Annotated in this window: 23 protein-coding genes; 15 read left to right on the forward strand and 8 right to left on the reverse strand. The window is 61.6% G+C overall.

Annotated elements, in window-relative coordinates; translation table 11 throughout:
* The first annotated feature begins 13 nt into the window (after positions 1–13).
* Positions 14–826 (forward strand): SDR family NAD(P)-dependent oxidoreductase, encoded by an 813-nt coding sequence (locus NH195_RS02750; RefSeq protein WP_066702694.1) that lies wholly within the window; start codon positions 14–16, stop codon positions 824–826.
* Between the two features lie 3 nt (positions 827–829).
* Here the strand turns inward: NH195_RS02750 and NH195_RS02755 are convergent, their stop codons facing one another.
* Positions 830–1,204, reverse strand: coding sequence for a hypothetical protein (locus NH195_RS02755; RefSeq protein WP_066702696.1), 375 nt, complete (start codon positions 1,202–1,204; stop codon positions 830–832).
* A gap of 118 nt (positions 1,205–1,322) precedes the next feature.
* Between NH195_RS02755 and hemF the strand changes: the two genes are divergently transcribed.
* Both hemF and NH195_RS02765 read left to right on the forward strand, forming a co-directional pair.
* Positions 1,323–2,216 carry an oxygen-dependent coproporphyrinogen oxidase gene (gene hemF / locus NH195_RS02760; protein WP_066702698.1) on the forward strand — a complete coding sequence of 298 codons (894 nt, stop codon included), beginning with the start codon at positions 1,323–1,325 and terminating at the stop codon, positions 2,214–2,216.
* Positions 2,217–2,251: 35 nt separating this feature from the next.
* Positions 2,252–3,043 (forward strand): hypothetical protein, encoded by a 792-nt coding sequence (locus tag NH195_RS02765; protein ID WP_066702700.1) that lies wholly within the window; start codon positions 2,252–2,254, stop codon positions 3,041–3,043.
* 30 nt (positions 3,044–3,073) lie between these two features.
* Here the strand turns inward: NH195_RS02765 and hemE are convergent, their stop codons facing one another.
* Positions 3,074–4,108: a uroporphyrinogen decarboxylase gene (gene hemE / locus NH195_RS02770; RefSeq protein ID WP_066702706.1), complete on the reverse strand. Its 1,035-nt coding sequence runs from the start codon at positions 4,106–4,108 to the stop codon at positions 3,074–3,076.
* A 113-nt stretch (positions 4,109–4,221) separates the two neighbouring features.
* On the opposite strand from hemE, the gene hemC reads away from it, so the two are divergent.
* On the forward strand, positions 4,222–5,166 hold the full coding sequence (gene hemC / locus NH195_RS02775; RefSeq protein ID WP_066702709.1) for a hydroxymethylbilane synthase: 945 nt from the start codon (positions 4,222–4,224) through the stop codon (positions 5,164–5,166).
* Between the two features lie 3 nt (positions 5,167–5,169).
* On the opposite strand, the gene NH195_RS02780 is transcribed toward hemC, so the two are convergent.
* Complete coding sequence (locus NH195_RS02780; protein WP_066702712.1) at positions 5,170–6,564, reverse strand: FAD-binding oxidoreductase; 1,395 nt, start codon at positions 6,562–6,564, stop codon at positions 5,170–5,172.
* Between the two features lie 117 nt (positions 6,565–6,681).
* On the reverse strand, positions 6,682–8,037 hold the full coding sequence (gene hemN, locus NH195_RS02785; protein WP_066702715.1) for an oxygen-independent coproporphyrinogen III oxidase: 1,356 nt from the start codon (positions 8,035–8,037) through the stop codon (positions 6,682–6,684).
* A 66-nt stretch (positions 8,038–8,103) separates the two neighbouring features.
* On the opposite strand from hemN, the gene fnrL reads away from it, so the two are divergent.
* On the forward strand, positions 8,104–8,844 hold the full coding sequence (fnrL, locus tag NH195_RS02790) for a transcriptional regulator FnrL (RefSeq protein WP_066702717.1): 741 nt from the start codon (positions 8,104–8,106) through the stop codon (positions 8,842–8,844).
* 124 nt (positions 8,845–8,968) lie between these two features.
* Here the strand turns inward: fnrL and NH195_RS02795 are convergent, their stop codons facing one another.
* Positions 8,969–9,808: a universal stress protein gene (locus NH195_RS02795; protein ID WP_066702719.1), complete on the reverse strand. Its 840-nt coding sequence runs from the start codon at positions 9,806–9,808 to the stop codon at positions 8,969–8,971.
* Between the two features lie 366 nt (positions 9,809–10,174).
* Here NH195_RS02795 and ccoN point away from each other — a divergent pair, with 366 nt between their 5' ends.
* The 8 genes from ccoN to ccoS all read left to right on the forward strand — a co-directional run bounded on the left by ccoN (position 10,175) and on the right by ccoS (position 18,113).
* Positions 10,175–11,770 carry a cytochrome-c oxidase, cbb3-type subunit I gene (gene ccoN / locus NH195_RS02800; protein ID WP_066702725.1) on the forward strand — a complete coding sequence of 532 codons (1,596 nt, stop codon included), beginning with the start codon at positions 10,175–10,177 and terminating at the stop codon, positions 11,768–11,770.
* Positions 11,771–11,785: 15 nt separating this feature from the next.
* Entirely contained in the window at positions 11,786–12,511 is a 726-nt protein-coding gene (gene ccoO, locus NH195_RS02805; RefSeq protein WP_066702728.1) for a cytochrome-c oxidase, cbb3-type subunit II, read from the forward strand.
* A gap of 12 nt (positions 12,512–12,523) precedes the next feature.
* Complete coding sequence (locus NH195_RS02810; RefSeq protein ID WP_066702731.1) at positions 12,524–12,703, forward strand: cbb3-type cytochrome oxidase subunit 3; 180 nt, start codon at positions 12,524–12,526, stop codon at positions 12,701–12,703.
* A complete protein-coding gene (gene ccoP / locus NH195_RS02815) occupies positions 12,700–13,578 on the forward strand; it encodes a cytochrome-c oxidase, cbb3-type subunit III (protein WP_066702746.1) in 879 nt (292 codons plus the stop codon). The genes NH195_RS02810 and ccoP overlap by 4 nt, the downstream gene beginning before the upstream one ends.
* A gap of 285 nt (positions 13,579–13,863) precedes the next feature.
* Positions 13,864–15,309, forward strand: a complete 1,446-nt coding sequence (gene ccoG / locus NH195_RS02820) for a cytochrome c oxidase accessory protein CcoG (protein ID WP_066702748.1) — start codon at positions 13,864–13,866, stop codon at positions 15,307–15,309.
* Between the two features lie 3 nt (positions 15,310–15,312).
* Positions 15,313–15,771 carry a FixH family protein gene (locus NH195_RS02825; protein WP_066702751.1) on the forward strand — a complete coding sequence of 153 codons (459 nt, stop codon included), beginning with the start codon at positions 15,313–15,315 and terminating at the stop codon, positions 15,769–15,771.
* A 9-nt stretch (positions 15,772–15,780) separates the two neighbouring features.
* Complete coding sequence (locus tag NH195_RS02830) at positions 15,781–17,958, forward strand: heavy metal translocating P-type ATPase (protein ID WP_066702754.1); 2,178 nt, start codon at positions 15,781–15,783, stop codon at positions 17,956–17,958.
* Entirely contained in the window at positions 17,955–18,113 is a 159-nt protein-coding gene (gene ccoS, locus NH195_RS02835; protein WP_066702757.1) for a cbb3-type cytochrome oxidase assembly protein CcoS, read from the forward strand. The genes NH195_RS02830 and ccoS overlap by 4 nt, the downstream gene beginning before the upstream one ends.
* Here the strand turns inward: ccoS and NH195_RS02840 are convergent.
* Positions 18,110–18,808 (reverse strand): arylesterase, encoded by a 699-nt coding sequence (locus NH195_RS02840; protein WP_081423755.1) that lies wholly within the window; start codon positions 18,806–18,808, stop codon positions 18,110–18,112. The two genes, ccoS and NH195_RS02840, sit on opposite strands and share 4 nt — an antisense overlap.
* Between NH195_RS02840 and NH195_RS02845 the strand changes: the two genes are divergently transcribed.
* Together NH195_RS02845 and NH195_RS02850 are read left to right on the forward strand one after the other, a co-directional pair.
* Positions 18,807–19,487: an ABC transporter ATP-binding protein gene (locus tag NH195_RS02845; RefSeq protein WP_066702766.1), complete on the forward strand. Its 681-nt coding sequence runs from the start codon at positions 18,807–18,809 to the stop codon at positions 19,485–19,487. The genes NH195_RS02840 and NH195_RS02845 overlap by 2 nt on opposite strands.
* A 20-nt stretch (positions 19,488–19,507) precedes the next feature.
* On the forward strand, positions 19,508–22,018 hold the full coding sequence (locus NH195_RS02850) for an ABC transporter permease (protein WP_066702993.1): 2,511 nt from the start codon (positions 19,508–19,510) through the stop codon (positions 22,016–22,018).
* Positions 22,019–22,137: 119 nt separating this feature from the next.
* Here the strand turns inward: NH195_RS02850 and NH195_RS02855 are convergent, their stop codons facing one another.
* Positions 22,138–23,301 carry an acetate/propionate family kinase gene (locus tag NH195_RS02855; protein WP_066702768.1) on the reverse strand — a complete coding sequence of 388 codons (1,164 nt, stop codon included), beginning with the start codon at positions 23,299–23,301 and terminating at the stop codon, positions 22,138–22,140.
* Positions 23,301–24,692, reverse strand: coding sequence for a bifunctional enoyl-CoA hydratase/phosphate acetyltransferase (locus tag NH195_RS02860; RefSeq protein WP_081423756.1), 1,392 nt, complete (start codon positions 24,690–24,692; stop codon positions 23,301–23,303). The genes NH195_RS02855 and NH195_RS02860 overlap by 1 nt, the downstream gene beginning before the upstream one ends.
* Positions 24,693–24,830: the final 138 nt, after the last annotated feature.

The raw sequence follows: 24,830 nt of genomic DNA on the forward strand, positions 1-24,830 counted from the left end.
CACAGGAGCCAGCATGAGCTTTTCCATCGAAGGCAAGACCGCGATCGTGACGGGGGCTGCCAATGGCGTCGGTCTCGCCATCGCCCGGCATTTTCTGGCCCAGGGGGCACGCGTGATGTGTGCGGATATGGACGAAGCCAGCCTGACGGCGGAATATGGCGATCTTGTTGGCGGTGAAAACCCGCAGGTGGCCTATTTTGCCGGAGATCTGCGGGAGAAACTGACCATTGCGAATCTGCTCTCGGCGACGATCGACGCGTTTGACGGGGTCGATATCCTGGTCAACGCCTCGCGTCAGGTGGCAATGAGCGATCCGCTTTCGGTCGAGGACGACAATGTCTCCCAGCTCATCGAGCAGAACCTCATGACCTCGCTGCGGCTGATTCAGCAGGTGGCGAAATGGATGATCCGGAATGCGGAGAAATCCGAGGAGAGCGATGCCAGTGTCGGGGCCATCGTCAACCTGTCCTCGATTGCCGCGCGACGCTGTCAGCCGGAGCTGCTGGCCTTCTCGATTTCCTCCGGTGCGGTGGACCAGATGACGCGCGCCATGGCGGTGGCCCTCGCGCCGCATCGCATCCGGGTCAATGCGGTGGCGTTCGGCTCCGTGATGAGTTCGAGCCTGCAGGGCATGCTGTCGGACAATCCCGATTACCGGGGCGAGATCATCGCCAAGACCCCGATGGGGCGGGTGGCGCCGGCCACCGATGTGGCGGAAACGGTGCAATATCTCGTTTCCGAAGGCTCGGGCTTCATGACCGGACAGATCCTGACCGTGGATGGCGGGCGCACGCTGGTCGATCCGGTGCTTGCGCCCACGCATTGACGATCACTCGGGGTACTGCACCTTGCAGGCCTCGACCGCTGCATTCGCCTCGATCTGAAGCTGGGCCTCTTTCTTCTTGAGAGCGGCGAGCTTCGCGGCTTCGGCATCCAGGTCGATGGATTTCGGCACCATGCGGGTGTGGACATCCGGCACACGACAGAAGATCGGCTTGCCTTCGTCATTGGTGCCGCAGCGCTCGATGTCGTAGTCGATATATTCTTTCTCGACGAGCGCGTAACCGCGGCCGAGATTGCCTTCGGCCTCTTTGATAAAGCTCTGAACCTGACGCAAATCCTTGGTCGCACGGGAAATGCACATCTGTTGTTCGGAACAGGCGACGAGCAGCGGCAGCACCGCCAGTGGAATGAGCCAACGCATCGGAAATCTCCTTTCCTCATATACACGCGATCATAGCGCGTTTCCGTCGCAGGGGAAGGGTGCTTGCCCCCGATGCCATCTTGTTGTTACCTCTCGCGGACGGCAAAGAGGAGGCCCCATGACGCATGAGATGACCCATGAGAAGGCGCGCGCAAGTGCATGGTTCCGCCAGTTGCGCGATCAGATCGTGTCGGCTTTCGAAGCCTTGGAGGACACCCAGCTCAGCGGTCCCTTAGCGGGGCATTCGGCCGGACGTTTCGAAGTGAAGGAAACCACGCGCGACGCCGAGGACGGATCGGACGCGGGCGGTGGTCTCATGTCGGTGATGCGCGGCGGGCGGGTGTTCGAGAAGGTCGGGGTCAATGTCTCCACCGTTTACGGCACGTTGGGCGAGCGGGCCCAGATGGCCATGGCGGCACGCAAGGGTCTTCCGGGGATGAAGGACGATCCGCGTTTCTGGGCGGCGGGAATCTCCCTTGTCGCGCATATGCAGAACCCCCATACGCCTGCGGTCCACATGAACACCCGGATGTTCTGGACCCCGCATGGCTGGTGGTTCGGGGGCGGCTCGGATCTCAATCCCTGCATCGAATATGCCGAAGACACGGCGGCGTTCCACGCGATTCAGAAAGAGCACTGCGATCGCCACGATCCCGAGTATTACCCACGCTTTAAAGCCTGGGCGGACGAGTATTTCTATATCCCGCACCGGGGGCGGGCGCGTGGCGTGGGCGGCATTTTCTATGACGATCTCAACACCGGCGACTGGGAAAAGGACTTTGCCTTCACTCAGGACGTGGGCCGCGCCTTCCTTCCGGCTTTCCTCGGCGTGACGGAAAAACGCCGTGATACGCCGTGGAACGAGGCCGACAAGGATCGCCAACTCGTCCATCGCGGGCTCTATGCCGAATACAACCTCGTCTATGACCGGGGCACGAAATTCGGGTTGGAGACGGGGCACAACCCTGACGCCGTACTGATGTCCCTGCCGCCGATGGCGAAATGGGTATGAGGAATTTTTAAATTATTTAAGGACTTAAATTGTTTATGAAAAAATATAGGTTTGCGTTTCTGGTATTGGCGTTTGTCGTCATCTTGTTTGTCATCAATGTCTGGAGCGTTCTGTCTTTGGAACGTCCGACAAATCTGGCTTGGAACGAGCTTGGCGATTCCATGGGGGTGCTGAACGCGCTGTTCAGCGGGTTGGCCTTTGCGGGATTTCTCGTTTCATTGACCTGGCAGCGTCAGGAATTGTCCCTGACGCGGCAAAGTGTTGAGGAACAGACACGGGAATTGTCCCGCGCGGCGGATGCGCATAATCAGCAGGTGGCTCAGTTTCAGGCTCAGCAATCCTTGCAAATGCAAAGTCAATTCCATGCGCAATTCATGTTTTGGCATGATCTTTGGCTGCACGAGCATAACGGAGTGAATGCCGATGAAAGTGCGCGGGACCAATGCGTGACCTTGTGTGGGGAGGTGCACGAAAGAGACGGCCAGAGCCTTGGCAAGGACGCACGCGATGTTTTCCCGGGCGGGTACTACAATTTCCTTAGGTATTGCCTCGAAGAGCTTGAGGCCCTGCCTGTTGCGGATGCAAAGCGGGCCGCTGAGCTTCGACAAAGATATGCGCGCATCTTGCGGGCGGGATTGTCGGATATGGAAAAGAAAATCCTCTTGCTGGGGCAGTTCCAATGGGCGCCGACCGAAGGATCTTTGGCGTATCTTATTGGGAAATACGAAATCCTGCATGGGTGCGGTGATTGGGCGCGCGATCATTGCAAAAAGATTTGGCTGAATTATCGTGGCGTGTTCAACGGCGCTTCACATGAGGATGAGTAAGGAAAAGCCCCGCTTTGGCGGGGCTTTTCCTTAGGCGTTTTCGCGCAGCGTCTCGATCATCAGGCTGACATTGTCCGGGTCCGCGTCCGGCGTGATGCCGTGGCCGAGGTTGAAAATATGCGGGCCGTGCGAGAAGGCCTCGCGCACATGGCGGACCTCGTCGATCAGCGCCTGACCGCCCGTGACCATATGCGAGGACGCCAGATTACCCTGCACACAGCCGTCTTTCTGGACATTGGCCGCGCCCCATTCCGGGGTGACGGAATTGTCGAGCGCGACGCAATCGACGCCGGTCTTGGCGTGAAAGCCGATATAACCCTCGCCCGCCTCGCGGGGGAAGCCGATCACCGGGATGCCGGGGTGGCGGGCTTTCAGTTCCGCCGTGATCTTGCGGGTCGGTTCGACAGCGTATTTTTCGAAGGCTTCGCCCTTGAGGCTTCCGGCCCAGCTATCGAAGATCTTCACCACTTCGGCGCCGGCCTGAATTTGCATGTCGAGATATTCGATGGTGCCTTCTGTGAGAAGGTCGATGACCTTTTCGAACAGCTCCGTGTTGCCTTCGCGCAGCGCATGCGCGGGCCCCTGATCGGGGGTGCCGCGCCCGGCGATCATATAGGTTGCCACTGTCCACGGAGCCCCGGCGAAACCGATCAGCGTCGTTTCCTTCGGCAATTCGCGGGACAGAATGCGGACGGTCTCATAGACCGGGGCAAGCGTGTCGTGAATGTCGTCCTTGCCCTTGAGAGCCGAGAAATCGGCATCCGACTGAATGGTCGACAGCCGCGGGCCTTCGCCGGTGACGAACCAGAGATCGGCCCCAAGCGCCTGCGGCAACAACAGAATGTCGGCGAACAGGATCGCCGCATCGAATCCATAACGCCGGATCGGTTGCAGCGTCACCTCGGCGGCCAGATCCGAGTTGTAGCACAGCGACAGGAAATCCCCGGCTTCGGCGCGCGTTGCGCGATATTCCGGCAGGTAGCGCCCGGCTTGCCGCATCATCCAGATCGGCGGCACCTTTTGTACCTCGCCTTTGAGCGCTTTCAGGATCGTCTTGTCGGTCATTTCGGGCCTCCCGTCATCATCCCCGCACTGGTCCCCGGCTTGCGCGCTTTTGTCAAGCGCAGAGGGCGCTTTCCCTGCTTGTCAGGCCGATCCGCCGCAGGTAAGCCTTGGCCATGACAGTGACACTTCCCACCCCCGCCGCCCCCCTGAAAATCGGCACCCGTGGCTCGCCGCTCGCTCTGGCGCAGGCCTATGAGACGCGGTCGCGCCTGATGGAGGCGTTCGGCCTGCCGGAGGACGCCTTCGAGATCGTGACGATTTCCACGCGCGGCGACCGGGTTCAGGACCGCTCCTTGCGCGAGCTGGGCGGCAAGGGATTGTTCTCCAAGGAGATCGAGGAATTTCTTCTGACCGGCGAAATCGACATTGCGGTGCATTCCACCAAAGACATGTCGGTGATGCAGCCGGAGGGGTTGATCCTCGACACCTATCTGCCGCGCGAGAACCCGTTTGACGCCTTCATCACACTCGATGGCAAGGCGCTGGCCGATCTGCCGCTGGGCGCGGTGGTCGGGTCCTCCTCGCTCCGTCGCAAGGCGCAGTTGTTGAACAAGCGCCCGGACCTTGAGGTCGTGGAATTCCGCGGTTCGGTGCAGACCCGGTTGCAAAAGCTCGAAGAGGGCGTGGCGGAGGCAACCTTTCTTGCCATGGCCGGGCTGAACCGGCTGGGCTATGATCATGTGCCGCGCCGTGCTGTGACGGCTGAGGAAATGCTGCCTGCCGTGGCGCAGGGGGCGATTTCCATCGAGCGGCGCGAAGGTGACGCGACGGTCGCGAAGATGCTTTCCGCACTGCATGACGTCAAGACCGGGCAGGCGATGGCCTGTGAACGGGCGTTTTTGGCCAAGCTTGATGGCTCCTGTCAGACCCCGATTGCCGGGCTGGCCGAGGTCGAGGGTGGGACCATTCGTCTGCGCGGAGAGATTCTGCGCACGGACGGGTCGGAAAGCCTCACCGACGATATGTCCGGCGCGGTCGAAGATGCCGCCGCGATGGGCGTCGAGATGGCAACGAAACTTCTGGAACGCGCGGGCACCGGGTTCTTCGACTGGAAATAACGCTTAAGGCAGCGTTTTTCCGGGGTTGAGAATGCCTTTCGGGTCGAAGGCCGCTTTTACCGCACGCATCATCTCCAGAGCGACCGGGTTCTTGCGGCGTTCCATCGAGGGCAGTTTCGACAGGCCGATGCCGTGTTCAGCGGAGAAACTGCCGCCCATTTCGCGCACGATTTCCTCGACCTTTTCCATCAGCGGATCAACCAGTTCGGGCGTGCTCGGGTAAACGGTATAGTGAATATTGCCGTCGCCCAGATGCGCGACGGGGCAGGTTTTGAACCCCGGATCGAGCGCACGCAGACGTATTTCCGCCTGATCCATGAAAGCCTCAAGCCGGTCGAGCGGGAGGCAGAGATCGTTGATCACCACGGGCTTCTCGGCGGTGGAAATCTCCGCCGCCGCCTCGCGGATTTCCCACATCAGACTGCGCTGTGCCTCCGATTGCGCGAGCGCTGCGTCGAGCACCAGACCCTCTTCGAACAACACGCCCAGCGTCTCTTCGAGATGGGTGACGAGCGGGATCTGCCCGGTCTCGTCGGGGGTGCAATCGCGCAGCATGGTGGAGCCGATCTCTAGGAAAATCGTGTGATCCTGATCGTGGCCCAGAGGCGGGGTCAGATCGGCGCGGAAGCGGGCGAGGTTGTCCATATAGCCGCGCGGCATGTACTCGAAGGCCTCGACCATGCCGCCGGTGCGGGTCTGGAGCGCGTTCAACAGGTTGAGCGCAGCGGACAGCCCGGTGGTGGTGACCATGGCCGTGGCATGGGCTTTGGGCGCCGGGTAGAGTTTCAACACGGCGGCGGTGATGACGCCCAGCGTGCCCTCCGAGCCGATCATCAGATCGCGCAAGTCGTAGCCCGAATTGTCCTTGTGCAGCTCGCTCATCAGATCGAGCACCCGCCCGTCGGCCAGAACCACTTCGACGCCGAGACACAGATCGCGGGTGTTGCCATAGCGCAGCACGTTCGAACCGCCGGCGTTGGTCGCAAGCGTGCCGCCGATCCGGGCGGAGCCGCGCGCGCCGAAGGTCATCGGATAGGTCAGGCCATGAGCCTCGGCGGCGTCGTGCAGGTCCTGTAGGATCACGCCGGCCTCGACCACGGCGATGCGGGCCTCGGGGCGAATCTCGCGGATTGTCTGCATCCGGTCGAGCGAGAGGATCAGCGCGCCGTCGGCGGCGGTGGCGCCGGTCAGGCCTGTGTTGCCGCCCATCGGCACCACGGGGGTTTCGGTCTCATGGCAGAGCGCAAGAATGGCGGAGACTTCAGCGGTTGTGCCGGGGCGCACCACGGCCAAGGGAGAGGTTTCATATTTCCCGACCCAGTCGCGGCCATAGGGCAGGGCGTCGTCACCCGTGAGCACATGGGGCGTGATGGCTTTGAGGCGGGAAAGAATGTCCATGATCGGTCTCCGGTTTGTCCGCCGGGTGTCCTGCAAATCCCCGGCAATGGCAAGTGCCAGACAGCGAAAGACCCGCGCAATCGGCGGGTCTTTTTCGGCGTTTGGGAGGTGATGCGCTCAGACGGCGGAGGAGTGTTGCGCCTGTGTCATGTCATAGGCATCGAAGTGGCGCGCGATCATGCGGGTGAGCGGGCGGGCCTCTTCACGGATCACGATGCGTTCGGACGAGATGTCGAGCATCTCGGGGAAGGCTTCGGCGGCGCTGGTCGCGAAGTCGTTGAATTCCGCCTGTGTGAGACCGTAGACCTCAGACAGTTCCGCCGCCTCGACGCGGAAATCGCACATCAGCGCTTCGATGATCCGACCGCGCAGGTGGTCCTCTTCGGTGAAGCGGTGGCCCTTGGCGATGGGCAGGAGACCCGCGCGCACATCGGCCTGATATTTCGAGGTCGAGGGCTGGTTCTGGGCATAACCGCCCGGATATTTCGCAATCGAAGAGGCACCGATGCCGACCATGGTCGGGCATTTGTCATCGGTGTAGCCTTGGAAATTGCGGCGCAGCTTGCCGGTGCGCAGGGCGACTTCGAGCCCGTCGCCCTTTTTCGCAAAATGGTCGATGCCGATCTCGGCGTAATTGTCCCAGACGAAAAGGTCGCGGGCGGTGTTGAACAGGTCGAGCCGCTCTTCGGGCGTCGGAAGTTCGTCGGTGGGGATCATGTTCTGCCGCCGGGCCATCCAGGGCACATGAGCATAGCCGAACAACGCCACCCGGTCGGGCGAGAGCGACAGGAGTTTCTGTACGCTCTCGGAGATTTTCTCCCGGGTCTGGCCCGGAAGCCCATAGAGAATGTCGGCATTCAGAGAGCGAATGCCACGGGCGCGGAGGCCCTCGACGGCGGCTTTCGTGGTCTCATAGGACTGGATGCGGCCGATGGTTTCCTGAATCTGCGGATCGAAATCCTGCACCCCGATGGAGGCGCGGTTCATCCCGGCAGCCGCCAGCGCATCGAGACGCGCATCGTCGATCTCGTTGGGGTCGACCTCGACGGAGAACTCGTAGTCCTGTACAAAAGGCGCGAGGTCATGGATCGCGCCCGAGAGATCGGCGATCATCCGGGCTTCCAGAAGCGTCGGCGTGCCGCCGCCCCAGTGCAGATGGCCGATCTCGATGCCCGCAGGCAGATGCGCCTTCACGAGGGCAAGCTCCGCTTTCAGCGTTTCGACATAGGCCGCGACCGGTCCGGCTGTCGTAGTGCCCTGTGTCCGGCAGGCGCAGAACCAGCAGAGACGGCGGCAAAACGGAACATGGACATAGAGCGAGATCGGCTCGGCCGGGTTGAGCGCCGACAGCCAATCGGTCACGTCATCGCCGCCGACCGTGTCGGAGAAATGCGGTGCCGTCGGGTAACTCGTGTACCGGGGGACACGAGCATCAAAAAGGCCAAGCTTGCGGAGTTGCGTGTGTTTGTTCATAGAGATACGCTGTAGCCCATCAAAGATCGGGTGCCTTGACCCAGATCAAGAATTGCGAGCGCACGAATGAACGAAATTGTGTTTGACCATAAAGAGTGCGGGTCCTGCCCGATCCGGCATCGCTCCGTCTGTGCGCGCTGCGAGGCGGATGAGCTCGAAGAACTGGATGCGATCAAATACTATCGTTCCTACGAAGCCGGTCAGCCGATTGTCTGGTCCGGCGACCGGATGGATTTCGTGGCCTCGGTGGTGACCGGCGTTGCGTCCCTGAGCCAGGCGATGGAGGACGGGCGGACCCAGATGGTCGGGCTGTTGCTGCCGTCGGATTTTCTCGGTCGTCCCGGGCGCGATGCGGCGCCTTACGATGTGGTGGCGGTGTCGAACCTGACGCTGTGCTGTTTCCGTCGCAAGCCGTTCGAGCAGATGATGATCCGCACGCCGCATGTGGCGCAGCGCCTGCTTGAAATGACGCTCGACGAATTGGATGCGGCGCGGGAATGGATGTTGATTCTCGGGCGTAAGACCGCGCGGGAAAAGATCGCCTCGCTTCTGGCCATCATCGCCCGGCGCGAGGCGTCGCTGGCGCTGACAACGGCGGGCGATGGGATGGATTTCGAACTGCCGCTGACGCGCGAGGCGATGGCCGATTACCTCGGACTGACGCTTGAGACCGTATCGCGGCAAATCTCTGCGCTCAAACGCGACGGGGTGATCACGCTCGAAGGCAAGCGCAAGGTGATCATTCCCGATTTCGACCGGTTGCAGATCGAGACTGGCGATGACAATGACGGTGGGCTGATGGTCTGATCCATCGCTTTGATTATAAAAAGAAACCCCGCAGAGCGATCCGCGGGGTTTCTTTTTGGGCCTGATATTCCCGATCGGCACATGAGGGAGGACTGTGCCGGTCGGAGTTGCGCCCGAAAACGTCTTAGTGCGACATCAGAACCGGAATGTCGGCCAGTTCGAGCATGTGGCGCGTTGCGCCGCCGAGGATGGATTCGCGGAAGCGGGAATGGCCATAGGCACCCATCACCAGAATGTCGGCATCCTTGTCTTTCAACTGACGCACAAGCACGTCGGAGATGCGCGGCATGGTTTTGGCGAGCACGGAGACCTCGGCGCGCACGCCGTGACGCACGAGCATCTGGCAAAGCGAGCCGCCCGGGTCGGAACGGTCGGGGCCGTGTTGCGGCGGGTCGATGATGGTGATGTCCACCAGATCGGCCTTTTGCAGGATCGGCAGGGCGGCACGCACCGCACCGAGCGCTTCGGCGCTTTCGTTCCAAGCGACGACCACACGGTCGATGTTGTCCGGGACACTGACGCCATCGGGCACGACGAGCACCGGAACGTGACCGGAGAACAGCGCGGCTTCGAGGATTTCTTCATGTTCATGACCGCGACCCTGACCGTAGGGACGAGGCAGGACGACGACATCCGAGAAGCGCAGGAAATGCGCGAGCTGCGGAGTCAGACCGGCCATTTGCGCCGTGACCGGGTTGGTGAACCACGGAATTTCTTCGGCTTTGAGGTAGTCGTTGACCTCTTCCTCGATTTTCTTGCTGTCGGCCTGTGCCTGTTGCAGGTTGTCCTGAAGCGCCATGGCGTTGGTGCCGGCGTAATAGAAGCCCGGCTGTGTCCGGTCGAGGCCGAGGCAGATCACATCGAGATGCCCCTCTTCCTTCCGGGCGAGGGCCACCGCCGCATCCAGAGCGTGGCGGTCGGCCTCCATGTTGCACATGATGGTTGTAATGGTTTTGAAGGGCATGTCCGCCTCCTTCGGGTGGTGTGTCTCATTGCCGAAATCATGATCCCGCAAAGGAAATCTCGCCTTGACGGAGATCAACAAAAAACGCGGTTTTGGCGCTCGAGTAAAGGTCTATTGGAAATATAAGTTTTCGGAATAGCTTTTTTGCGGCAAATTTGTCCATGCGAACAGGGTGCGACCGATTGGCGCGGGCATACAGATGCCTGCTGTCATTCTGGTGCACAAAAATCGTAAATGATGGTGCTTTGACTCAGATCAATGATCTTCACAAAGATGTGAGACAAATCGCAAGATGTCGAACCCCGTGGGTCGAATGCGGGACGGCTATGCCCTATGGACGAGGGCGAAAGAACGAAGGGACGCAATATGTGGAACTATATCAAGCTGGCAGTGCTGGGGATCGCCGTGATCCTTTTCGGCCTTGCCGCGAACTACGGGCGCGATTTTGCCTATCAGGTGCACGCGCTCATTTTCATGGCCGCGGCGGCCATGACCTTTATCTACACCCTGCGGGTGGCAGGCGACGTCAAACCGGCTCCGACCGGCTATCTCGACGGCGTCGTGCGCGCGGGTGTCATCGCGACGGCCATCTGGGGCGTCGTCGGCTTTCTCGCCGGGACGTTCATCGCGTTTCAGCTCGCCTTCCCGCAGTTGAACTTTGAATTCCTGCAAGGCCACGGCAACTTCGGGCGTCTGCGTCCGCTGCACACCTCTGCGGTGATCTTCGCCTTCGGCGGCAACGCCCTGATCGCATCCTCCTTCTACGTGGTTCAGCGGACCTCCGCATCGCGTCTCTGGGGCGGCAACCTCGGCTGGTTCGTGTTCTGGGGCTACAACCTGTTCATCGTGCTGGCCGCAAGCGGCTATGTGCTGGGTGTGACCCAATCCAAGGAATACGCCGAGCCGGAATGGTATATCGACCTGTGGCTGACCATCGTCTGGGTGGCCTATCTGATGGCCTTCATGGGGACGATCTTCACCCGTAAGGAAAAGCACATCTACGTTGCGAACTGGTTCTACCTGTCCTTCATCGTGACCATCGCGATGCTGCACATCGTCAACAACCTGGCGATTCCGGTCTCCATTCTGGGCTCCCGCTCCGTGATGGTGATGTCCGGCGTGCAGGACGCCATGACGCAGTGGTGGTACGGCCACAACGCCGTGGGCTTCTTCCTGACCGCAGGCTTCCTGGGCATGATGTACTACTTCGTGCCGAAACAGGCCGAACGTCCGGTGTTCTCCTACAAGCTGTCGATCATCCACTTCTGGGCGCTGATCTTCATCTACATCTGGGCCGGTCCGCACCACCTGCACTACACCGCGCTGCCCGACTGGGCCTCGACGCTGGGCATGGTGTTCTCCGTGATCCTGTGGATGCCCTCCTGGGGTGGCATGATCAACGGTCTGATGACGCTTTCGGGCGCCTGGGACAAACTCCGCACCGACCCGGTCATCCGGATGATGGTGATCTCCGTTGGCTTCTACGGCATGTCGACCTTTGAAGGTCCGATGATGTCGATCCGCGCGGTCAACTCGCTGTCTCACTACACCGACTGGACCATCGGTCACGTGCACTCCGGTGCTCTGGGCTGGAACGGCATGATCACCTTCGGCGCGCTCTATTACCTCGTGCCGGCGCTGTGGAACCGTCAACGTCTCTACTCGCTCGGTCTCGTGTCCTGGCACTTCTGGCTCGCCACCATCGGCATCGTGCTCTACGCCGCGTCGATGTGGGTTACGGGCATCATGGAAGGCCTGATGTGGCGCGAAGTCGACAGCCAGGGTTTCCTCGTGAACGCCTTTGCCGACACCGTGGCCGCGAAACACCCGATGTATGTGGTGCGTGCGACGGGCGGGGTGCTCTACCTCACCGGTGCGCTGATCATGTGCTACAACCTCTATATGACCGTGCGTCGTGCTCCCGTGAAAGCGGATGAGTCGGCTCTGGCTCCGGCTGAATAAGGGAGGGTTTCAAACATGGCTCTTATCGACAAACATAAGATCATCGAAACCAACGGCACCCTGCTTCTGGTCGGTGCGCTTCTTGTGGTGACCGTCGGCGGAATCGTCGAGATCGCCCCGCTGTTCTATCTCGAAAACACCATCGAGGACGTGGAGGGCGTGCGCCCCTACTCCCCGCTGGAGTTGACGGGTCGGGAAATCTATGTGCGGGAGGGCTGCTATGTCTGCCACTCGCAGATGATCCGCCCGATGCGCGACGAGGTGGAACGTTACGGTCACTACTCGCTGGCAGCGGAATCGAAATACGATCACCCGTTCCAGTGGGGGTCCAAGCGGACGGGGCCCGACCTCGCCCGTGTGGGCGGTCGCTACTCCGACGAGTGGCATGTCGACCACCTGACCAATCCTCAGTCCGTTGTGCCTGAATCGGTGATGCCGAAATACGGCTTCCTGGCGGACCGTTACATCGAGCCCGAGTATATCGAGGACCTGATGAAAACCCACCGCATTGTCGGCGTGCCCTACACCGACGAGATGATCGAAGTCGCGAAAGAAGACTTCGTGAACCAAGCGGATCCGTGGAGCGACAGCGAGGGTCTCCTCGAGCGCTACCCGAATGCGCAGGTGCGGAACTTCGACGGTCAGGACGGAATCACGGAGATGGATGCGCTCATCGCTTACATGCAGATGCTGGGCACCTTGGTCGATTTCTCGACCTTCACTCCGGATGCGTCCCGCTAAGGAACAGAAGAGATGGATTATCACATCCTTCGCGAATTTGCCGACAGCTGGGTGTTGCTGGCCATGTTCGTGTTCTTCGTTGCCGCGGTGGTCTGGGCGTTTCGCCCGGGCTCCCGCAAGCAACATCGCGACACGGCCGACGTCATCTTCCGGCATGAAGACAAACCCGCCGAAGAGGAGGCGAGGACATGAGTAAGAAAGAAGTCGAAACCACAGGACATTCCTGGGACGGGATCGAAGAGTACAACAACCCGCTCCCGCGCTGGTGGTTGATCATCTGGTATATCTGCATCATCTGGGGCATCGGCTATTCCATTGCCATGCCCGCTTGGCCGATGATCAAAGGGGCGACTGCCGGCGTGCTCGGCTGGTCCACCCGTGCGCAGGTCGCCGAGAAGATCGCCTCCTTCGAGGAGATGAACGCCGGTGTCGAGGCCGAACTGGCCGCAGCCGACGTGACCGAGGTGATGCCGGGCTCCGATGTCTACAACTACGCCGTCAACATGGGCGCGTCCGTGTTCCGTGCCAACTGTTCGCAGTGCCACGGCTCTGGTGCTCAGGGCAACGTCGGCTATCCGACGCTTCTCGACAATGACTGGCTCTGGGGCGGCACGATCGACGAGATCGCCTACACCGTGCAGCACGGCGTTCGCAACGAAACCGACGATGCCCGCTATTCCGAGATGCCGAAATTCGGCGTCGACGAGCTGCTCGAACCCGAGCAGATCAACCAGGTGGTCGAATTCGTGATGTCGCTGTCCGATCCGGACGGGGACGGCACCAACATCTCCGGTCATAGCTACGATGCCGCTCTGGCGTCCGAAGGTGCTGTGGTTTTCGAAGAGAACTGTGCCTCCTGCCATGGTGAAGACGGCACGGGCGACATCTATCAGGGGGCGCCGAACCTGACCGATGCGATCTGGCTCTATGGCGGCAACCGCGACACCATCCACGAAACGGTCACCTATGCCCGTTTCGGCGTGATGCCGGCCTGGGGGCTGCGCCTGTCGCAGGCCGAGGTCAACGCGGCCGCTCTCTACGTCCACCAGTTGGGCGGCGGTCAATGAGCACATGAAATCCGGGCGGAAACGCCCGGGTTGCGGCACCGGCCCTCGATCCTGTTCGCGCGTTTCTTCAGGGTCGGTGCCCACAAACACAAACCGCAGCGTCTCATGCTGCGGTTTTCTCTTAAGTTTCACGGACGAGATGTGGCAGGATGCCACAAGTCCAAGGCGTGTTTTTGATGCACCTTTTAACCGGCCGTCACAAAAGTTTGATGCACATCAAGGCTGTGAAAAAGTGTCGCTCCCATTAAGGGACAAAACCGCGAACAGTCGAAAAGGCACCGCTCCATGAGCTCTACCGACAACTCTCCCGAACATAAGCTGTATTCCTCCCGAGAGCCGATCTTTCCCCGTCGCGTGAAGGGGAAATTCCGGTCGCTCAAGTGGGTCCTGATGATCGTGATGCTGGGGATTTACTACCTTTCGCCCTGGATCCGCTGGGACCGTGGGCCGGAGTTGCCGGATCAGGCGATCCTGATCGACCTCGCGAACCGTCGTTTCTTCTTCTTCTGGATCGAGATCTGGCCGCATGAGTTCTATTTCATCGCGGGCCTTCTGATCATGGCCGGTCTCGGCCTCTTCCTGTTCACCTCCGCCGCCGGGCGGATCTGGTGCGGCTATGCCTGTCCGCAAACCGTCTGGACCGACCTTTTCATCCTCACGGAGCGCTGGATCGAGGGCGACCGCAACGCCCGCCTGCGTCTGCACCGTCAAAAGAAAATGGACCTCCGCAAGTTCCGCCTGCGGGTTGAAAAATATCTGTCCTGGATTCTGATCGGTCTGGCGACAGGCGGGGCCTGGGTGTTCTATTTCACCGATGCGCCGACGCTGCTGGTCGATCTGGTGACCGGACAGGCCCATCCGGTGGCCTATATGACCATGGCGATCCTGACCGCGACCACCGTGTTCTTCGGCGGCATCGCCCGTGAGCAGGTCTGTATCTACGCCTGTCCCTGGCCGCGGATTCAGGCCGCGATGATGGACGAGGACACGCTGACCGTCGGCTATCGTCATTGGCGCGGCGAGCCGCGCGGCAAACACCGTAAGGGCGAAGGCGCCGCCGAGCTTGGCGATTGCATCGACTGCATGGCCTGCGTGAACGTCTGCCCGATGGGGATCGACATTCGTGACGGGCAACAGCTCGAATGCATCACCTGCGCGCTCTGCATCGACGCCTGTAACGAGATGATGGACAAGATCGGCAAGCCGCGTGGCCTGATCGACTACATGGCGCTGACCGACGAACCGCGCGAGATCGCGGGCGAGACGCCGAAACCGGTGTGGAAACACATCTTCCGTCCGCGCACGATCCTTTACACCGTGCTCTGGGGCGGTGTCGGTGTCGCGCTGATCTGGGCGCTGTTTGCCCGCGCGGACATCGACATGACGGTCGCGCCGGTGCGCAACCCGACCTATGTGATGCAGTCCGACGGAGCGATCCGCAACATTTACGACCTGCGTCTGCGCAACAAGCATGGCGAAGAGCGTGAGTTCCGTGTGAGCGTCACGGGCGACGACACCCTGACGGTGACCTTGCAGGATTCCGACACGACCGCAGGCGATACGATTGCGGTGAAGGCCGACGAGATGCGTATCGTGCGCGCCTATGTCGAGGCGCCTGCCGGGTCCAAAGCCGCCACTTCCGACCGCACGGAATTCACCTTCTGGGTCGAGGATGGTATTGCCAATGAGCGGGTCTCTGTCGACTCGGTGTTCAACGGTAAGGGACAATAGAACATGGCACGCGAAATCACGGGCAAACATGTCCTCATCGGAACGGTGTCGGCCTTTGCCGTGATCATCGGGGTCAACATCTTCATGGCCGTTCAGGCCGTGAAGACCTTCCCGGGGCTCGAGACCGCCAACTCCTATGGCGTCTCTCAGACCTTCAACCGCGACAAACAGGCTCAGGAAGCCCTGGGCTGGACGGTCGAGGCGGTGGACGATCAGGAGCACCTGTTCGTCTTTATCCGTGACGCCGAAGGCCGGCCCGTCGAGGTCGCCGAGATCGGCGGCACTCTGGGTCGCGCCACCACCGTCGTGGACGATCAACAACCGGAGTTCAGCTTCAACGGTGAGGCCTATGTGGCGAAAACCGGAATGCTGGCGGCAGGCAACTGGAACTATCGGATGACGGCCACCGCGCTGGATGGAACGCATTTCACCCAGCGGATCGTCATCCACGTCAAACGCTAAGGCACACCCATGTCCGAGGTTCAGATCTCGGCCTGTCCGGCCTGTGTGGCCGCTCCGGCCGCCGAGGAAACGGCACACGCGCGGGACGTTCGCGACGCGCGTTTCGTGCTGTCCCTGCCCGCGATCTATTGCGCGGCCTGTATTTCGGGCGTCGAGCGCGAGCTGACCAAACAGCCGGGCGTGCGGGCTGCGCGGGTGAACCTGACGCTCAAGCGCGCGCAGGTCGAAGCGGATGAAGACGTCTCCGTCGATGCTCTGATCGGTGCGCTGACCAAGGCGGGTTACGAGGCTTATGAGCTCGACGCCAGCGCCATTTCCGCCACCGAGACCGACAAAAAAGGCCGAGCGATCCTGACTCGCATCGCGGTGTCGGGCTTTGCGGTGATGAACGTGATGCTTTTGTCCATCGCGGTCTGGTCCGGGGCGTCTGACGTGACGCGCGATATGTTTCACTGGGTCTCCGCCGCCATCGCGCTTCCGGCCATCGCCTATGCAGCGCAGCCGTTTTTCGGTTCGGCCTGGACGGCGCTCAAGGCGAAACGGCTCAACATGGATGTGCCGATCTCGCTCGCGATTCTCCTCGCGGGCGGGATGTCTCTGTTCGAAACCATTGAATCCGGGCAGCATGCCTATTTCGATGCTGCGCTTTCGCTGACCTTCTTCCTTCTGGCCGGGCGGTATCTCGATTATCGCACCCGCTCCGTGGCGCGCTCCGCCGCCGAAGAACTCGCCGCGCTCGAAGTGCCGCGTGTGACGCTCGTGGACGGCACGGTGATTTCGATCAAGGATCTGGCCAAAGGCGCGCTTGTCCGCGTCGTTCCGGGGGCGCGTGTGCCGGTTGACGGGATCGTAGTTGAGGGGGCCTCCGAGCTGGATCGCTCGCTTCTGACCGGGGAAAGTCTTCCGGTTGAGACGGGTGTCGACAGCATTGTTTCCGCGGGTGAGGTCAACCTGACCGGGCCGTTGATCGTGAAGGTCACCGCCGCAGGTGAAGACAGTTCTCTGCACCGCATGGCCGATCTTGTGGCCATGGCCGAAACCTCGCGCAATAAATATACCTCGCTCGCCGACCGCGCCGCGCGGATTTATGCGCCGACGGTGCATCTTCTGTCGCTGGCGGCTTTCATCGGCTGGATGGTGGCGACCGGCGATCTGCGTCATTCGATCAATGTTGCGGTGGCGGTGCTGATCATCACCTGCCCCTGTGCGTTGGGGCTTGCCGTGCCGGCCGTGACCACCGCCGCCTCCGGGCGTCTGTTCCGGGCGGGGATGCTGATCAAATCCGCGACGGCCATCGAACGTCTGGCCGAGGTCGATACGGTGGTGTTCGACAAAACCGGCACGCTGACCGAGGGCAAGCCGGAGCTTGCGAACCTGCGCGACATTCCTCCGCATGCCCGCTCTGTCGCCATGGCTCTAGCCGCCGGGTCCGCCCATCCGCTCTCGGGCGCGCTGTTCGAGGCGACGAAAGCGGCGGACATCGCGCCCGCGCCTGTTATCGAGATTCGCGAAGTGCCGGGGCAGGGCGTCGAGGGCCGTTTGGGCGATCAGACCGTGCGCTTGGGGCGTGCCACCTGGCTTAATGCCATGGCCCTGTCGCAAACCGCGACTTATCTCAAGATCGGGGAGGAGGCGCCCATCGCTTTCACCTTCATCGATCATCTGCGCGAAGGCGCGGCCGATGCGGTTGCGGCGCTCAAACGTCAGGGCATGGATGTTGTTCTGCTCTCCGGCGATGCGCCCGCCGCCGTCGCGGACATCGCGCATCGCATCGGGATCGAGGCCTGGGATGCCGAATGCCTGCCCGAAGCCAAGGCGCTGCGCGTGGCCGAACTGACCCGCTCGGGCCGCAAGGTTTTGATGGTCGGTGACGGTCTCAACGACACCGCAGCGCTTGCCGCCGCTCATGTGTCGATCTCGCCCGCCTCCGCTCTGGAGGCGACGCGCGTGGTGTCCGACATGGTGCTTTTGGGCAAATCGCTTGCCCCCATCGGCGAGGCGACGCGGGTGTCGGTGTCTGCCACCCGCCGGATCAAGGAAAACTTCAACATCGCGACGCTTTATAACCTCGTCGCCATTCCGGTCGCGCTTGCAGGTTATGCAACGCCCTTGGCTGCGGCCTTGGCGATGTCGGCCAGTTCGATTACCGTGTCGCTCAACGCGCTCCGTCTCAGAGGAAAATCATGAACGTTCTCGTCTATCTCATCCCGATCTCGATCTTCCTCGGCGGGCTTGGGCTAGCCGGGTTTTTCTGGTCGATCCGGTCGCGGCAATATGACGACCCGGACGGAGACGCGCAGCGTATCCTTACCGGTGAATATGACGACCACCCGAAGCCCTAATTGCCGGCACGCTCTGCCAGTTCGGCCACCTTCGGGCCCATGGCCTCGACGATGAGCGCAACCCCCGCGGCGTTGGGGTGAATGCCGTCGGGTTGCATATACTGCGTCAGAACCTGCCCCCAAGGGGCGAGATCGGTCAGCGGCTTCAGAAAGCCCTCGAAATACAACGTGTCATAGTCTGCGGCCAAATCCGAGTAGATCCCATCGAAAGCGGCCTTGTAGTCCGCGCCGTAATTGCCCGGGGCCTGCATGCCGACGAGCAACACGGGAATGTCTTTCGCCTTGGCGGCATCGAGAATGCCCGCAAGATTGGCACGGGTCAGATCCGGAGACAATCCGCGCAAAAGATCGTTACCGCCAAGCGTCACGATCATCGCGCCAATGTCGGGCGTCAGTGTCCAGTCCACCCGCGAAATGCCCCCTGCCGAGGTGTCGCCGGACACTCCTGCGTTGACGATGGTTGCTTCGATCTCATGGGTGTCGAGCCAGTTTTGCAATTGTGCCGTGAAGCCGTTCTGTGCCACCAACCCGTAGCCCTGTGTGAGGCTGTCTCCCAAAGCGGCGATGCGGACAGGATCGGCGGTGGCGGCGGTGGCCCAGAGCATCACCCAAATCTTGACCAAAAGACCGAGCCGGTGCTTGCCGTTGCGCCCTGCGGCCCCATATTTTTGCAAGAGATTTGAAAGGAAGCCCATGGACCCGATCATTGCCACAGAGGACGCGCATTTGACACTGGATGGCAACGCGGGGCGGGTCGAGATTTTGCGTGGCATTTCATTGCAGGTCGCGCGCGGCGAAACGCTGGCACTCATCGGGCCTTCCGGATCGGGCAAATCCTCTCTCCTCATGTTGTTGGGCGGGCTCGAAATGGCCAGCGCCGGGACGATTTCCGTGCTTGGGCGCGATCTCACCGTGATGAACGAGGACGAGCTGGCGCGCTTCCGCAGGGATCATATGGGGGTGGTGTTCCAATCCTTCCACCTCATTCCCACCATGACCGCTTTGGAAAATGTCGCAATCCCCCTCGAACTGGCGGGCGTGCCCGATGCGTTCGCGCGTGCGCAGGCCGAGCTTGAGAGCGTTGGTCTTGGGGCGCGTCTCGATCATTACCCCGCGCAAATGTCCGGCGGCGAGCAACAGCGCGTGGCCCTGGCCCGCGCCTCCGCCCCACGCCCGGAGATTCTATTGGCGGACGAGCCGACCGGCAATCTCGATGGTACGACCGGCGAAGCGATCATGGAGCTGCTGATGGGGCTGCGCGACCGTCATGGTGCGACGCTTGTCATGGTGACACATTCGCCTGAACTCGCCGCGCGCTGCGACCGGGTGATCCGGTTGCGGGACGGGCAGTTGGAAACGGAGGTTCCGGCGTGAGCCTGCGCTCGGACGTCAGCATGGCCTGGACCATCGCCCTGCGCGAGTTACGCGCCGGGCTTGGCGGGTTCCGCATCCTGATCCTGTGCCTTCTGCTCGGGGTGGCCGCCATTGCGGCCGTGACTTCCGTGCGCGACAGCATTTCCAAAGGGCTTGCCCGCGAAGGGGCGGCGCTTCTGGGGGGCGATGCGGAGATGGAATTCACCTACCGGTTTGCCACGGATGATGAGCGTGCATGGATGGAAGGGCGCTCTGAGCGTCTGTCCGAGATTGCCGATTTCCGTTCCATGCTGAGCGTTGGCGAGGAACGTGCCCTGACGCAGGTGAAGGCTGTGGATGCCGCTTATCCGTTGATCGGTACAGTTGGGCTCGCGCCCGAGATGCCCTTGGCTCAGGCGCTGGCAGGAGAGGGCGATTTGCCGGGGATCGTGCTCGACCCGGTTCTGATGGAGCGGTTGGGATTGGTCCTTGGCGACGAGGTGCGAATTGGCGATCTGCCCTTTGTTGTCATGGCCGAACTGACGCGCGAACCGGATGGGGCGGGGGCCGGGTTCACCCTCGGGCCGCGCAGTATCGTGGCGCTTTTTGCCCTCCGAAACAGCACATTGCTCGCCCCCGGCACCCTGTTCGAGAGCGCCTATCGTCTTGATCTGCCAGAGGGCACTGATCTTGATGCGATGAAGGCTCGTGCCGAGGCGGAGGTGGCCGGTGGAGGGTTCCGTTGGCGCGATGCGCGCAATGGCGCACCAGGCGTGAACCGGTTTGTCGAACAACTCGGCTCCTTTCTGGTCCTTGTCGGTCTCGCGGGGCTGGCGGTGGGCGGCGTTGGCGTCTCGGCGGCGGTTCGGGCCTATCTCGACCGAAAGATCGCCGTTATCGCCACGCTCAAGACCCTCGGCGCCACCCGGCGCACGATCTTTCTCACCTACTTGTTGCAAATCGGTGTGCTGACCGGCGGCGCGATTGTTGCGGGTGTGATCTTGGGTGGGCTGGTGCCGCTCTTTGCCATGCCGTTCATCCAGACGCTTCTGCCGGTGCCGGTTGCGCGCGGTGTGCAGATCGCCCCCCTGCTGGAGGCGGCGCTCTATGGCGTTCTTGCCAGCGCGATTTTCGTGCTCTGGCCGCTGTCGCGGGCCGAACGGATCCGCCCCGCCGCGCTCTATCGCGATGCGTTGTTCGGGCTGAAGGGCCTGCCGCGTTGGCCCTATCTGGTGACCATACTTTTGCTGCTTGCCGCCCTCATTGCGTCCGCTGCGGTGCTGTCCGACAATCGGCGGCTGGTGCTCTGGACCTTCCTGGGACTGGCGATTGCCTTTGTGGCGCTTGTGTCGGCGGGGCGTGGGCTTGCGCGGCTGTCACGGCGGTTAACTCGTCTCAAGGCACTGCGCCGCCATCTGCCCCTGCGTCTGGCGTTTGGCTCCGTCGGTGGGCCGGGGGGAGAGGCGGTGTCCGTGGTGCTCTCGCTTGGGCTTGGTCTTACGGTGCTTTCCGCCATCGGCCAGATCGACGCCAATATGCGTGGTGCGATTGCCCGCGATCTGCCGGAACGCGCGCCGTCCTATTACGTGGTCGATATTCAGCCGGATCAGATCGACGGTTTGACGGAACGGGTCACGACCGACCCCGGCGTGACGCGGTTCCAAAGCGCGCCGATGCTGCGTGGCCTGATCACCAAGATCAACGGTCAGGATGCCGAGACCGTGGCCGGGCCGCACTGGGTTCTGCGCGGAGATCGTGGCGTGACCTATGCCGGGGCAAAACCGGATAATGTCAAAGTCCTGTCGGGGGCGTGGTGGTCGCCCGACGACACGGAGCCGCAGATCAGTTTCGCCGCCAAGGAAGGCGAGGAGATGGGGTTGAGCCTTGGGGATACGATCACGATCAATATTCTCGGACGTGACATCACCGGGACGATCACCTCGTTTCAGGACGTCAATTTCTCCAGCGCCGGGATGGGATTTATCCTGACCATGAACGAGGCGGCACTTGCCGGTGCACCGCACACATGGATCGCCACGATCTATGCCGATCCGGCGACGGAGGCCCCGCTGATCCGTGATCTGGCCAAGGCCTATCCGAACATCACGACCATTCGTGTGCGCGATGCCATCGATCGGGTGGTGGCGATCCTTGAAAGCATTGCGGCGGCCACGACCCTTGGGGCGGCGGCGACCCTGATCACCGGGGCGATTGTGTTGATCGGGGCCGCGGCGGCGGGCGAGGACCGGCGGCGGTACGAGGCGGCTGTGCTCAAGACGCTTGGCGCGTCGCGCAGGAAAATCCTGACGAGTTTTGCGCTTCGTGCTCTGATCCTCGGTGCCGGGGCGGGGATCGTGGCGCTGATCACCGGGGCGCTTGGCGCCTGGGCAGTGATCCATTTCGTGATGGAGGCGGAGTTCAACCTCTCACTTGGCGCCGCGCTCTGGATCGTTCTGGGCGGTGTGGCGATGACCTCGCTCACCTCGCTTTGGTTCTCCTGGCGCGCGATGCAAGTCCGCCCGGCGCGGGTGCTTCGGGCGTCCGAGGGATAAGATCCGTTAAAGCGGTCCGCCAAAACCTGAGACACAGTTTTTGGCGGAGCGCAGTGCAAGATATAAGCGTTGCACGCACCTCGCCTTTGTCTGATGTCTCAGGTAAAAGGCGTAACGCTTTAATGCGCCGGTGCGAGGGCTTTGGCGACGGCGTCGGCAATCACCTGTTCCTCATCGGTCGGCAGGACGAACACGGGCGTCGGTCCTTTGGCGATTTCCCTCGCGTTCTGCGCATTGGCCTCTGCATCGGGAAGGATGCCGAGAAAGCCGAGACGCTCGATGATCTGTTGGCGGATGTTGGGAGAATTTTCCCCGATGCCGCCACAGAACACAAGCGCGTCGATGCCCGACAGCGTTGCCGCCATGGCACCGATCTCGCGACGCACCCGGTAGACGAAATACTCGACTGCGTCTTTCGCGCCCTGCGCGTCGGAAGCCTCCAACACCTGCATGTCATGGCTGATACCCGACAGGCCCAGAAGCCCGGATTCGTAATAGAGCATATGGGTCAGCTCCTGTGGCGTCATGCCTTCGGTTTCCAGCAGATAGAGCAGGATGCCGGGGTCGAGATGACCGGAGCGGGTCGACATCGGGATGCCGTCGAGCGGTGAGAAGCCCATGGAGGAGGAAATCGAATGGCCGCCGTTGACCGCGCAGATCGAGGCGCCGCTGCCGAGATGGCAGATGATGATGCGCTTGCCATGCAGATCGGGGCGTTCGCGGATCAGTTGGTGCGATACGTAATCGTAGCTCAGCCCGTGAAAGCCGTAGCGTTTGATGCCCTGTTGGTAGAATTTGCGCGGAATGGCGTAAATGTCGTTTTCCCACGGGTGGTTGCGGTGAAACGCCGTGTCGAAACAGCCGATCTGCAACGCATAGGGAAAGGCGCGCTGTGCCGCCGCAACCGCAGACAGGTTGTGCGGTTGATGCAGGGGGGCGAGCGGGTTGAAGGTGGCGAGATCGGCCATCACCTCGTCGGTCAGCTCCGTGGGCGTCGCGCGCAGCGGGCCGCCATGGACGATCCGGTGCCCGACACCGGCCACCTCCTGACCGTCGAGAAGAGGAGTGATCTTGTCGAGAATGACCTCGAGCGCGCGTCCCTGATCCGTGGCGTCAATCGGTTCCGATCCCTTCGGTCCGCCGGATTTGAACTGAAAACTCGGGGTCGACCCGATCCCTTGAACCTGTCCGCGCGCGATACATTCCGGTGTCTCTGCCGTTTTGTAGAGTGCGAATTTGACCGAGGATGAGCCGGCATTGACCGTCAGAATACGTTGTCCCATCAGTGCTGCACCCCCACTCGTTGTGCATGGAGGGCCGCCACGGCACAGGAGGCAAGACGGGATTTGTCGCTGTCTGACCGCGAGTTCAGCACGATCGGACAACGCGCGCCGATGACGACACCCGCAGCTTCAGAATGGGCGATGAAGGACAACTCCTTGGCCAGCATATTGCCGCTCTCCAGATTCGGAGCGACGAGGATTTCCGCCTGTCCGGCAACCGAGCTTTTGAGTCCTTTGGTCCGGGCCGCCGCGAGGCTGACGGCATTGTCCATCGCGAGCGGGCCATCGACCATGCCGCCGGTGATCTGGCCTCGGTCGGCCATTTTCGACAAGGCGGCGGCATCGAGGGTCGAGGGGATTTTCGGGTTCACGGTTTCCACCGCCGAGAGCACCCCGACCTTGGGCGTTTCGATCCTGAGACTTTGCGCAAGGTCGATGGCGTTCTGCACGATGTCGACCTTGGTCGGCAAATCGGGCGCGATGTTGATCGCCGCATCGGTCACCAGCAGGAGGTGGCTGAGGCCGGGGACGTCCATCACGAAGATATGGCTGATCCGGCGACCGGTTTTCAGCCCGCCGCTCGAGCGCAGGATCGGGCGCAAGAGGTCGTCGGTGTGCAGATGCCCCTTCATGATGGCACCGGCGCGGCCCTCATGCACCATGGTGACGGCGATTTGCGCGGCCTCCGGATGGCTGGGGCAATCCACGATCTCGACACCATCGAGCGACAAGCCGTTTTGTCCGGCCACGGATCGGATTTTCGTTTCACTGCCGATCAGAACGGGGATGATCAAACGGTGTTGTGCGGCCATCAGGGCGCCACGCAGGGAATTTTCCTCTTCCGGCGCGACGACAGCCATGCGCACGGCAGGCAGGGCTTCGGCCATTTCGAGCAACTTGTCGAAATGGCGATGGCTTTCCACGGTCAGGCCGGGGACATCATGGATGTCGAAGCTGTGCTTTTCGGTCGGGGCGAACACCTCTGCCTCGCCCTCGACAAGCACGGTGCCGTCCGAGAGCGTGACAGAGGTTTCGAAAACCGCGCTGCCTGCCTCGGTTTTGCGGATCAGCTTGACGCGGGCGACGAGTTCGTCGCCGGCATGCGCGCGGGCGTGAAACCGGAGGTTCTGGGACTTGTAGAGCGTGCCCGGCCCGGGAAGCTTGTTGCCCAGCACGGAAGAAATCTGTGAGGCCACCCAGAAGGAGGGCGCAACGGCTTCCGGTTTGCCATCCTTGTCCCCGTCTTCATGCGGCAGATGCAGAGGGTTGAGATTGCCGGAGGCATGGGCAAAGACATAGAGGTCGTCTGCCACACAGAGGCGGCGGTTCTCGGCTTCCATCCCGACTTCGAGTTTATCGAAGGGGACATTCTCAAATATCGTCACGTGCAATCCTTGCTGTGTCTGGGGTTTTCGATTGGCAAAACCATTTCGAAACCTCGTCTATTTCTTTCGGCTCTATCAAGCCTTTCTCTAAATTTCATGAAGTTCTTTGAATAGGTCGCCGAATTTGCGACAGGCTGTGCACAA

The organism is Celeribacter ethanolicus (genome assembly GCF_001550095.1).
In the GTDB taxonomy this organism is placed as follows: Bacteria; Pseudomonadota; Alphaproteobacteria; order Rhodobacterales; family Rhodobacteraceae; genus Celeribacter; species Celeribacter ethanolicus.